At 46.9% G+C, this 12,477-nt stretch carries 5 protein-coding genes; 3 read left to right on the forward strand and 2 right to left on the reverse strand.

What is annotated here, in order from left to right:
* Nucleotides 1-142 precede the first annotated feature (142 nt).
* Complete coding sequence (locus AC3WS5_RS09735) at nt 143-1,429, forward strand: nickel-dependent putative hexonate epimerase (protein WP_492467124.1); 1,287 nt, start codon at nt 143-145, stop codon at nt 1,427-1,429.
* A 193-nt stretch (nt 1,430-1,622) separates the two neighbouring features.
* The gene (gnd, locus tag AC3WS5_RS09740; protein WP_492467125.1) at nt 1,623-3,077 is read left to right on the forward strand and encodes a decarboxylating NADP(+)-dependent phosphogluconate dehydrogenase; all 1,455 of its coding nucleotides are present in this window, start codon (nt 1,623-1,625) and stop codon (nt 3,075-3,077) included.
* A gap of 78 nt (nt 3,078-3,155) precedes the next feature.
* Here the strand turns inward: gnd and AC3WS5_RS09745 are convergent, their stop codons facing one another.
* On the reverse strand, nt 3,156-5,957 hold the full coding sequence (locus AC3WS5_RS09745; protein WP_492467127.1) for a TolB family protein: 2,802 nt from the start codon (nt 5,955-5,957) through the stop codon (nt 3,156-3,158).
* Nucleotides 5,958-6,194: 237 nt separating this feature from the next.
* Here AC3WS5_RS09745 and AC3WS5_RS09750 point away from each other — a divergent pair, with 237 nt between their 5' ends.
* Nucleotides 6,195-11,081: a translocation/assembly module TamB domain-containing protein gene (locus tag AC3WS5_RS09750; RefSeq protein ID WP_492467128.1), complete on the forward strand. Its 4,887-nt coding sequence runs from the start codon at nt 6,195-6,197 to the stop codon at nt 11,079-11,081.
* A 62-nt stretch (nt 11,082-11,143) separates the two neighbouring features.
* Here the strand turns inward: AC3WS5_RS09750 and AC3WS5_RS09755 are convergent, their stop codons facing one another.
* The gene (locus AC3WS5_RS09755; protein ID WP_492467129.1) at nt 11,144-12,343 is read right to left on the reverse strand and encodes a bifunctional 3,4-dihydroxy-2-butanone-4-phosphate synthase/GTP cyclohydrolase II; all 1,200 of its coding nucleotides are present in this window, start codon (nt 12,341-12,343) and stop codon (nt 11,144-11,146) included.
* Between the last annotated feature and the right edge of the window lie 134 nt (nt 12,344-12,477).

Raw genomic sequence — 12,477 nt, forward strand, 5'->3', positions numbered from 1 at the left:
CCCGTCGTTCATGTCCAGACCCGAAGCGCCCGAAATAAACAGGCTGCTTAAAAACTTTCGACTCCGGTTTTTGTAGTTTTTAATGTAAGGTCACGACGGTGTAATTCGCGGGTACAGTATTGTAAACTTCTAATTATTTAATATGCTATATTATTCGGTGGGTTCACCTCAACATGATTTTACTGCCGAAGACCTGAAAAATGGCCTGGATGAAGCGCTGGATAAACTGGGAGCAAAAAAGAAAATCCTGGCAATTCCACCGGATTACACAAGGCTTCCCAGCCGTGCAGGCGAACTGACTGAATTTTCCTGGATGTATTATGGAGACCGGCTTACAGATATACTGCCGGCACTGGGAACTCACACCCCCATGACCGACGTCCAGATCTCACACATGTTTGGAAAAACTCCCCGCAGCCTTTTCCGGGATCACGACTGGCGAAATGATGTGCTGACTTTGGGAAATGTTCCGGCAGCATATGTAAAAGAAGTGTCTGAAGGAGCAGTGGATTATCCCTGGCCTGCGCAGGTCAACAAACTTTTGGTGGAGGGAGAATTCGATCTGATCCTGTCGATCGGGCAGGTCGTGCCCCATGAAGTAGTGGGTATGGCCAACTACAACAAGAATATCCTCGTGGGAACAGGAGGGTCAGAAGGCATTAATAAAAGTCATTTTATCGGTGCCGCTTATGGCATGGAGAAAATGATGGGGAGATCGGATACTCCAGTGCGAAAGATATTCAACTATGCATCTGAGCATTTTATAAACCACCTGCCCATAGTTTATGTACTGACGGTGGTGGGCCTTAACAAGAGCGGGCGGCTGCAGACATACGGGTTGTTTGTGGGAGATGATTTCGATGCTTTCGACCAGGCCGCGAAATTATCCCTTGAGGTGAATTTTGAAATGGTTGACAAACCACTTCAAAAAGTCATCGTGTGGCTGGACCCCTCTGAATTCAAAAGCACATGGCTGGGTAATAAATCGGTGTACCGCACCCGGATGGCCATTGCTGATGGCGGTGAACTGATTGTATTGGCCCCGGCATTGAAAGAATTTGGAGAGGATAAGGAAATCGACCGCCTGATCAGGAAATATGGCTATTTCGGGACACCTGCCACGCTGAAGGCCACTGCCGAAAACGAGGAATTACAAAAAAACCTGAGCGCGGCTGCCCATCTGATTCACGGATCATCCGAAGGCCGGTTTTCGATCACCTATTGTCCCGGTAAAGAGGCTGATAATCTGACCCGGGAGGAAATTGAAAGTGTAGGATTCAAATATGCCGATATTGATGATATGATGTCGAAATACGATCCGGCTAAACTGAAGGAAGGATTCAATATCATGCCCGATGGTGAGGAGGTTTTTTATGTCTCCAACCCCGCGATCGGATTATGGGCCTACCGGGACAGGTTTGAGTTTTAGCGAGACCGGTTGGTTATGTCTTCGCATTATTGGGTCTGATGATATAGATTTAACAAGGCATTCAATTATGGAAAGTAACTATTGGGTGATATTTATTGGATCTGATCATTCAGCAATCTGCGAATTGAATTTAAATGGTGCTATAGATTGCGATGCAAGAACTGATGGATAATAAACTACTAAAAATACAACGATGAAAAATTTAGCAGACATCGGACTGATTGGTTTAGCCGTTATGGGTGAGAACCTGGTTCTGAATATGGAAAGCAAGGGCTACACGGTGGCCGTGTACAACCGCACCATCTCCAAAGTGGATAATTTTGTAAATGGTCGCGGCGCAGGTAAAAACTTCATCCCGGCTCATTCAATTGAGGAATTCGTGAGTAAACTTGAGCGTCCCCGTAAGGCTATGATGCTGGTGAAAGCCGGTCAGCCTGTGGATGATTTTATCGAATTGCTGCTACCTCATATGGAGCCAGGCGACATCATGATAGATGGAGGCAACAGCCTTTATACAGATACTATTCGCCGTGCAAAATATGTAGAGAGCAAAGGATTACTCTATGTCGGCACCGGTGTTTCCGGAGGCGAAGAGGGCGCTTTGACCGGGCCTTCGCTGATGCCCGGAGGATCACCTGCAGCCTGGCCGCATATTAAAGAGATCTTTCAGGCCATCGCGGCAAAAGTGGATGACGGAACACCCTGTTGCGACTGGGTTGGTGAAAACGGAGCTGGTCACTATGTAAAAATGATCCACAATGGAATTGAGTACGGTGATATGCAGATCATTAACGAGGCTTACCATATTATGAAAGATCTGTTAGGCATGAGCGATGATGAGCAACACGAAGTATTCAAAAAATGGAACGAGGAAGAACTGGATTCTTACCTGATTGAAATTACCCGGGATATCCTCGCGTTCAAAGACACCGACGGACAGCCACTGGTGGAAAAGATCCTGGACACCGCCGGACAGAAAGGAACCGGAAAATGGACCGTCGTCTCGGCCCTTGAAATGGGCATTCCGCTTACGCTGATCGGGGAATCTGTTTTTTCAAGATGTCTCTCTGCCCAGAAAAATATTCGCGTGGAGGCTTCAAAAATATTAAAGGGCCCCAAACCACAATTCGAAGGGGATAAAACAGCGTTTGTCAATGACCTGAAAATGGCGCTCTATGGTGCAAAGATCATTTCTTATGCACAGGGGTACGACCTGATGATGGAAGCTGCCAAAGAACATCAGTGGAACCTGAACCTGGGAGGCATTGCCCTGATGTGGCGCGGCGGATGCATTATCCGATCTGCATTTTTAGGAGATATTAAGAAAGCATTTGACAAGAACCCGCAGTTGAATAATCTATTGCTTGATGCGTTCTTTACAGAAAAGATCACCGCGGCTCAGGACGGATGGAGGCGGGTTTGTACTGCGTCCATTACCAATGGCATACCTGTACCGGCTCTGGCTGCTGCGCTTACGTATTTTGACGGATTCCGCAGTGAAAGACTGCCCGCCAACCTGCTGCAGGCGCAAAGGGATTATTTTGGCGCACACACTTACGAGCGGATCGATAAGCCACGCGGTCAGTTTTTCCATACCAACTGGACTGGTCACGGTGGCACTACCGCCTCCACAACCTACATTGTATAAGTAGCAAAGATTATGGATTTTTGAAGTTTGAGGCCGCCCGGTCGGGCGGCCTTATTTTTCGGTTTTTGAGATCCCGGGCTACCTCGGAATCAGGCTCACCGGCAGAACAAACTCAAAAAAGATTTTCCGGTTCGGGCTCAACGGATCAGCCGAAAGCAAATAACCGCCCCTTAGTCCGAATGTCAACGGGTACTCATTCCACCATTTTGTATCCAGGTAAATCTCCGCACCCGTACTTCTAAGGTTTCGGGTCGGGTAAGTGCTCTGGCCCCAGGCCTGGTTATAGTCGTAAAACGCCGCGCCGCGAACCCGTTGGAGGTAGAAAACATTCGCGAATCCAAAATCGGGATAGAATAGAGGCAGATGATAATTTAACCTGACACCCCACACCTTTGCCGAATCCGGGCTATTAAACCCGCGCGCCCAGGGAAACTGGTCGCTAAACGGCCGGTCGTGACCCGCGTTATCCTGCAGGCTGGCAGACAACACAAGGGCATGCGCGGGAGCCAGCCCGGGGAGAAACAGGTTTATCCGCGAAAACACCTTTCGAGCATCGTAATAACTGATCGAGTGGGCATACCGGAAATAAGCCTGGAAACCCCATTTGGGAAAAATATCCTGCCTGGTCGTCTGTACCTGGTGCGACCAGCGGATGAAATGATCCAGATAGCTGAACCTGACCGTGTTGAAATGCACTTTCGAAAGGCCTTTATTAAAATCAATCCGGTATGAATAATCTGTGCCCAGGCTCAAAGACCGGATCGTACGGCCACCAGTCCAACTGAGCGGTAATTGAAGGCCGATTTCATTTTCCCATTGATCCCACTCCTTGCGCAATCGCTGAACCTGACGGCGCCGGTTAAACGTGTATTTACTACCTACATGTATATATGGAAATAATCCACCATATAGCAGATCTCCACCCACAGCGTGTGTGCGATCGTTTTGGTTGTATAGGTAATACAAGCGGGTGTCTGTTGTATTTAGCACGTTATTGCCAAAAATGGAAAAACTAAACTCAGGATCTTCATAGTCAGGGCGCCAACTGTGAAAATTGAACGGTTGGCTTAGCCGGGGGTACTTGCTGACAGGATAGCTCCCTGCAGGCAGGTCCCCGGCAATAATAATATTATCAGAATGACTGATCGTATCTTTCCCCATGCTTCGACTTTCAAATTCGTACCGGGTCACCGGTTCCCACGTCAGCGCAGCGGCTGCTGCCTGTCTTACCCTGAATCCATCGGCGGTAAAAGAGCTCCAGGAAAGTTGTCTAAAACCAAACCAGGCATAATAATTTGTGAGATCCTGCGTGCGAAGCCGGCGCAGATCCCCCGAGGAAATATCCAAGGAAAAAATATTATCCTTCAGGCCCCCGGAACCCGTGAAGTAAACTTTCCCTGAATCAACTGAAATATCACCAACTAGTGAAAAAGATGGAGTTGTAAGTGAGGTGATCGTTCCGGACACCGTGTTTACCAGTCCGATAAAAGAGCGCCCGCTTTTTGTTCTAAGGGCCGCAACAATTTGCTGATTATCTAGGAACTTTGGGCTGGCGAAATATTTAATACTGTCGTTACGCACTTCCCCAACTATATTTCCATTTCCCGCGTCAAGAACTACAAGTGCCGATCGGCCATCAGCGAGAACTTCATTGGCAACAATCCTGCTTCCGTCCAGGGAAATATCGGGCGTGAAATACCTGGTTTTGTGCTGAAGACTTCTCTGAACACCGGTTGCCAGATCCAGTACCCTGATCACACTGTAATCCACCCCCTGCCACCGGGGATCTTTTTCGTAAGCAGCGTACACAATCTGGCCATTGCGATAGCTGAACTGTCTGTCAATGCTGATATCCCTCAATCTCACCAAGTGGTCCCCTTTTCTGTCGCGGATAAAAAACCCGGGACGCTGCGAATAGGTCGATCTAACAAAAAGCAGGGAGTCGGGCGACACTTGCTGTGGATATACTTCATTGATCACCGTTCCTAATCCGTGAACTGGCTCCTGATTCGTTTTGGGCTTTTTTTCGTCAAGACCGTACAAGTCACGATAGTACCCCATGGCATTTTGCGTGAATTGAGTAAAATTTTCACCGGAATATTTTTTCACTGCGCGTTGAAAAGGATAAAAAACACCTTTGTATGCGCTGGCATCCCCGGTTACTCTCTGCCAGAAAGCATCCCCAAATTTCTCGTACCCGTAACTCACCAGCAGGTACCCCAGGTCATAGTGATTCGGTACATAATCTTTGAGTGACCCATTGCGAAGTTTCATCCAGTTGTACTTCCGGTTCGCACTCCAGAGCGCCGGATAAGCTTTCAGAAAAGATGGCATCCGACCCCGGCCCTGCTCCGACAAGCGGGTTTCCTGGTACACAGCGTCACCTTCGTAAAACCAATTCGGAATTGCAGCACTAACAGCAACCGCATAGCCCTGCTGACCAAAAATTGTCCGGATCCATTTGCTGACACCGTTATTGAAATTGTTGTACTGGTGCACATGCCGGTACTCATGAATGGTAAGCTGGGTGGCCCAGTTTGTGGTTCCCTGATCAAAATTGTTGGAGGGCGGATTCAAATAAAACTCACTCCGGAAAGGACCCATGCCAACATAGCCGTTAGAAACTACTGTCTGGTTTCTCAAGACAACACTTATCTTGCCCTGTTTTTTTCCAAGCGGAAACGGGTTGGCGGCTGCCAGACGATGTATCAGCGAGGCTACTTCTTCCGCCGTACTATCCATTCCTCCAGGGAAGATGATCCGGGCTGTGTCTGTATTCACCTGCCGCCACCGCATAGAAAAAGGGCTTCCCCCAAATTCCTGGGCCGGCGCCCTGAAACAAATCACGGCCAAAAGCAATACTACCAGAAAATATCTCATGGTATCGGGTTCTTAACGCGGATCATACTTTCAACTTACCCTCTGGGGCTGATTTTAACAACTTCACCAAATACCTGTTAAAAATATTAAATTATCACCGCGGTCCCGCAAATTTGTGTTAACTGTGCGAATAAATTACTTTTACAACCTGTTTATTTTTACAACTGGCAAACTCCGGATCTCCTGAAAAAATTAAGTAAAATATTAATTATCACCCTGGGTATCATTTTGGCGGTTGTGGCAGGAACCTGGTTACTCATTCAAACGCCACCGGTCCAGAACTGGTTAATTAAACAGGTCACCTCCAGGTTATCCAATGATCTGCGATCAAAGGTGAGCATCAACCGGGTAGATTTTTCCCTGTTTGATAAAATGCACCTGCTGGGAGTGTTAGTAGAAGACCGACAAAAAGACACGATCCTCAGCGCCGGCGATGTGGTCGTAAACGTGAATGACTGGTTTTTTCTCAAAAAAAATATTGAACTAAAATACATCGCACTTCACGACGCAGTAATCAAACTGCAACGAACCGATTCTGTGTGGCGACATGAATTCCTGTTGGATTATTTCAGCTCTCCGGCTTCAACTCAACCCAAAAAACAAACCCCACTCAATCTGGCCCTCAAAAACATCGACCTAAAAAATATTCTTATACGGCAGCATGATGGATGGCTGGGCCAGGATATTACGGTATCCCTTGCTTCTCTGCGAACCGACACCCGCTCGGTGGATTTCAAACAAAAGCTGATAGACCTGGAGTCACTCACGATCAATAAACCCTATTTCGCGATAAGGGATTACCAGGGAAACAGACCTCCCCGCGAAAAAAATCAGCCGATAGCAAAACAAGATAGCACTGGAACAGGCCCACAGTGGAATTCCGGAAACTGGCGATTGTTTGTAAATCATTTATTTCTCAGGGACGGAACGCTGAAAATAGATAACGATCAAGGTACGGCGGTCCATAACCCTGGCATTGCCACCCAGAAAGATTTCTTTGATGATCGTCATATTGCATTTGAAAAATTAAATGCCGAATTCCGGTCCGTGAAATGGCAGGTAGATACCTTTTCCGCAAGTTTACACCTGGATGCCAGGGAGAAGAGTGGCTTTTTGGTAAAAAGCCTGAACGCTGGGGTAAAAGTAACCCCGAAGGAAATGAGTTTCGGAAACCTGGACCTCAAAACCAACAACAGTACCATTGGTGATTATTTCAGCATGAAATTCGCTGATTTTTCATCGCTCGGAGATTTTATTGACAAAGTAACCCTGGAAGGCGATTTCAAGGGATCTGAAATTAACAGTGATGATATCGCCTATTTTGCACCTGAACTGAAAACCTGGAAAAAGACCATTAATCTGACCGGTAAAATCAGGGGACCGGTGTCTTCATTGATTGGCAAGGGGTTAAAAATACAGGTGGGGCATCAGACATTTTTTGATGGCGATGCCAGTCTGACCGGGCTCCCCGAAACCAATTCCACCTTCATGGATATAACAGCCCGGGAATTCAGAACTACCTGGAACGATGTCACAGCTTTCGCGCCCCAGGTAAAGAAGGTAACTTCTCCCAATCTAAAAAGTATTCAATACCTGAACTTTGCCGGGAACTTCACGGGTTTTTTCAAGGACTTCGTAACTTTTGGAACCATTAGAACTGCCCTTGGAACCGTAAAGGCCGACCTGAACATGAAATTTCCGCAAGGTAAAAAACCGGTTTACTCAGGAAATGTATCTTCACCCGACTTCAACCTGGGAACTTTCCTGGATGATCATAATTTTGGCAGGCTCAGTCTGAACGCACGCCTGAAAGGGAGCGGCTTTGATGCCGAAAAAGGAAATATAGCCCTGGAATCAAAGATTCATTTTCTGGATTATAATAATTACCGTTACCAGAATATCCGCGTTGACGGGGAACTTAATAAAAAAATATTCAACGGTATTTTTAACATCAATGATTCCAATGCCAATTTCACACTAAACGGTCTGGTAAACTACGCTGAAAAAGTACCGCGCTTTGATTTCCTTGCCGATATCCGGCACGTCCATTTTAAACCACTGCATCTGGTTAAGGATGATCTGCGGCTTACGGGAAAACTGAATGTTAATTTCACGGGAACTAATATTGATGATGTGCTGGGGCATGCTAATATTAGAGAAGCAACACTGGTTAAGAATGGCTCCCCAATGTCGTTTGATTCGCTGAATTTCACTTCCGCTTTCAGAGAAGGCAAGAAGCACTTACATGTCAGTTCAAATGAATTTGATGCGGAGCTAACAGGTACGTTCAATATTAAAGAATTACCAAATTCTGTAAAAAGTTTTCTGACCAGGTATTATCCGGCTTATATCAAAGGGCCAATCCGTACTCCCAAAAACCAGGTTTTCTCCTTTGATCTGAAAACCAATATGGTGGACGATTATGTCCAGTTGTTGGACAGTAGCCTTCGCGGCTTCAATAACAGCCATATAACGGGCAGTATCAATACCCTCACAAATGGCCTTCTGCTCACGGCCCTGGTGCCTGATTTCAGCTACAATAATCTTCGTTTTCTGAATGCCAGCGTTCAGGCTGATGGGAATTATGATAGCCTGACCGTCGCGGGGAAAACAGCAAATATTATCGCAGGCGATAGTTTAAACATTCCTATGGCTGCTTTTAATGTTATGGCCCGCAATGATGTGTCAAAAGTTACGATCCATACCGGAGACAATTTTGCGTTCAACCGGGCAAGGCTGAACGCGACGGTCAGAACATTCGGCAATGGTGTAAGGATTGAAGTGGAACCATCCAGTTTTGTTGTTTCCGGGAAGACCTGGTCTATTGATGACAAAGGCGTCCTGGAATTCAGAACCGGGGTACCTGCACAGGGATTACTTGCTATGCGCGAGAGCAATCAGGAAATTGTAATCAGGACACTGCCATCCACTGCGGGTAACTGGAATGATGTGGCTATCGGCATAAAAAACCTGAACCTCGGAGATATTGCGCCATTTATTCTGCCATCAAACCGGTTAGAGGGCCTTGCTGAAGGCAATATTCTCATCGAGAATCCCGGCAAGGATATGAAAATAACTTCCAGGGATTTTATGGGTCGGGGTATACGTTTTGACAACGATTCACTCGGGGACATCAACGCGACAGTCTCGTTTGACATGGCCACGAAAGAACTGCTGGTTAAAGGCAAGACGCTGAACCCGCAACAAAAGGATCTGGCCTACGATATTCATCTTTATCTGAAAGACCGGGAGAGTAGCAAAAAAAATATCATAGCGCTGAATGCAAACCGATTTGACCTCAAGTATCTCGATCGTTTTCTGGGCTTCTTATTTTCTGATATCCGCGGGGAAGTCACAGGGAATTTTGATATCAAAGGCCCGCTGGATGCGCTAAGCGTAGTAGGAAAGGGCAGGTTACATCAGGCTGGGCTTAAGGTCAACTTCACCCAATGCTTCTACGAAATCGAAGACCAGGATATTGTCCTGGGCGAAAACGAAATCAACCTGAATGGTATTGTGCTGAAGGATACCGTTACCAAAAATCCCATTTATCTGCGAGGGAATATTATGCACAACGCATTTAAGGATATGTTCTTTGACCTGTCTGTTTCTACCCGTAAGCCCGGCACCCGGGATGAAAACAATAACCGGCCCGTTCAGGTTTTGAAAACCACCTTTAATGATAACAAACTTTTTTACGGGGATGTGAAGGCTACCGGTTCATTTGCGCTGGTAGGGCCTGCTAACAATACCTACATGAAAATTGACGCTATGGCGTCATCGACCCAGGAAAGCAGTTTCACCATCGCATCAGCGAACAGTCGGGCGGGGAAAATGCCGGAATGGCTGGTGGAAAGAAAATATGGAACGGCAATGGCGGATAGTATTTACCGGGCAAAAGAGTCAAATATTATTTACGATATGGATATAACCGCCAACCCTCGCGTCCAGATGCGGTTTATCATGGACGATCTGACTGGCGACGAGATCAAGGGCAGGGGATCTGGCTCGCTGAATATCCGTTCAGGTACATCGGAGCCTTTGTCAATACGTGGCAGGTACGATATCGACCAGGGTAATTATAATTTTACCTTCCAGTCGTTTTTCAAAAAGCCGTTTGAAATAAAAAGGGGAAGCGAGAACTATATTTCCTGGAGCGGCGATCCCATGAACGCCAATATCAACATTGAAGCTTACTATAAGGCAGACCGTGTAAGTTTTGCACCATTGGCCAATTCCGGAATTGCGATGGACCAAAGTTATTCCGGAACGAGGGAAAATCTGTATGTCGATGCCAGCCTGACCGGAAAGTTGTTTGAACCCAGGTTTAAGTTTGGCATCAGGCTCGATCCCAACAGTAAATTCAGAAACGACTTCAATGTGACCAATACCCTGGAGCAGATTAGTAAAAACCCGAATGAGATTACGCGCCAGGTCACTTACCTGATTGTATTCAACAGTTTTGCCCCGCCCGAGAGCGGTGTTGCGAACACGGGGCTCAATAACGCGGTCAATGAATTCGGGTACAGCACTATTTCCAGTCTGTCGGGGTTATTTTTTAATGAAATAAACCGGAAACTGAATAACGAACTCTCGAAGCTCTTCGGAAGCCGGGTTAACCTGGTGTTCAGTGGCGCCGTATATAACAGGAACCTGCTGAGCTCGCGGAATTCAGCGTTTAACCCGAACCAGGCAAATTTCAGCGGGGCCCTTACTTTTCCAATTTTCAATGAACGGTTTATCATCTCCCTGGGTAGTACGATGGAGGTGCCGCTGCAATCTTCTCTTCAGCAAACTGTACAGTTCCTGCCAGACGTGACGCTTGAATGGATGATCAACATGAGCGGGACTATCCGCGCGAACCTGTTTTACCGGGAAAATCTGGATCTGCTCACCACTTCAAGTACCGGAGCGGCCAAACTAAAGCGTACGGGAGCAGGGATTTCCTACAACAGGGAATTTGACAGGCTGGGGGAAATTTTTGTCAATGCAAAACGCAGGGCTGAAAAGAGTGCCCGGGCCGCAGCCGATAGCTCGGTTAAAAACCAGCAAGGTCTCAAAGCGGACGCCCGCAAACAAAACGGGGACTCCATCAGGCGGAGTGAAGACAGCCTGGGAAATTAATTCCGTACGGCCATCGTTCATTTTATTTTTAACGCTGAAATTTTGAAATTCGATAAATCGTATCAGAATTCGTGGCCTAGTTTTTCCTTTTTTGTTCGAAGGTATTTTTCGTTGTGACTGTTGGCCCCCACGATAATGGGAATATTTTCTTCAATAGAGAGGCCGTAACCTATCAGGCCGACCCTTTTCCTCGGATTATTACTCATCAGTCTCATTTTAGTCACACCCAGATAGCGTAAAATCTGCGCCCCTACCCCATAATCTCTTTCATCCATTTTGAAACCAAGATGAATATTTGCCTCAACCGTGTCCATACCTTCCTCCTGCAGTTTGTAGGCCTTCAGCTTATTCATCAGTCCAATGCCCCGGCCTTCCTGGTTCATATACAATATAATACCAGTACCTTCTGCCTGAACCATTTCCATGGCTTTATGCAGCTGCTCGCCGCAGTCGCATCGTAGCGATCCCAAAATATCGCCTGTAAAACAGGATGAGTGCACCCGGGTGAGGACCGGATCACCTTCCTTCCATTTACCTTTGATCAGTGCGAGGTGTTCACCGGAATTATTTTTCTCTTTAAATGCCACCAGCGTGAAATCCCCATATTTAGTGGGCATATTTACGCGTACAATCTCTTCGACTGTACGATCGCGCATCACCCGGTATTCCACGAGATCTTTAATAGTGATGATTTTTAAATCAAATTTCCGGGCAACCTCTTTCAAATCCGGAAGTCGCGCCATTGTGCCATCGTTATTCATGATTTCCACCAGGGCAGAACCATGCGGATAGGGGAACCCGGCTAATCTCACCAGATCGGTAGCCGCTTCTGTATGACCAACGCGCCTGAGTACGCCTCCTGTTTTGGAGCGCAACGGGAAGATATGCCCCGGTCTGCCGAGATCCCAGGGGACAGTTTCAGGGTTGTTCAGGGCTGCAATAGTCTTTGCCCGGTCTGCTGCCGAGATACCGGTTGTACAGCCATGTCCCAGCAGATCTACGGAAATCGTGAAGGCTGTCTCGTGAAGTGCCGTGTTATTTGTCACCATTAAATCAAGTTTCAGCTCATCACATCGCTCTTCAGGTAAAGGCACGCAGATCAGTCCGCGCGCGTTTGCAGCCATAAAATTCACAATTTCGGGGGTAATTGTCGCTGCCGCAGTAATAAAATCACCTTCATTCTCCCGGTCCTCATCATCCACTACAATAACCAGTTTCCCTTTTTTGATATCATCAATCGCACTTTCAATGGAATCGAACATGCTCGAAAATTTTTGCAAAGATACGATGCTGCGGCCTGCGGGAAAATGATTTATGACATCAAAGCTTAAATCCCGACCCGGAAATTCGGACAGCCTGTCCCGCAAAGTGGCAGGTTCCACCGTGAGAAATGTAG

Source organism: Niabella sp. CPT15-335-S11, from assembly GCF_058792415.1.

Bases quoted from the DNA above. Each gene is read 5' to 3' on its own strand.
- AC3WS5_RS09755 (WP_492467129.1), bottom strand. From the start codon at position 12,343: ATGTTCGATTCCATTGAAAGTGCGATTGATGATATCAAAAAAGGGAAA.
- AC3WS5_RS09745 (WP_492467127.1), bottom strand. From the start codon at position 5,957: ATGAGATATTTTCTGGTAGTATTGCTTTTGGCCGTGATTTGTTTCAGG.
- gnd (WP_492467125.1), top strand. From the start codon at position 1,623: ATGAAAAATTTAGCAGACATCGGACTGATTGGTTTAGCCGTTATGGGT.
- AC3WS5_RS09735 (WP_492467124.1), top strand. From the start codon at position 143: ATGCTATATTATTCGGTGGGTTCACCTCAACATGATTTTACTGCCGAA.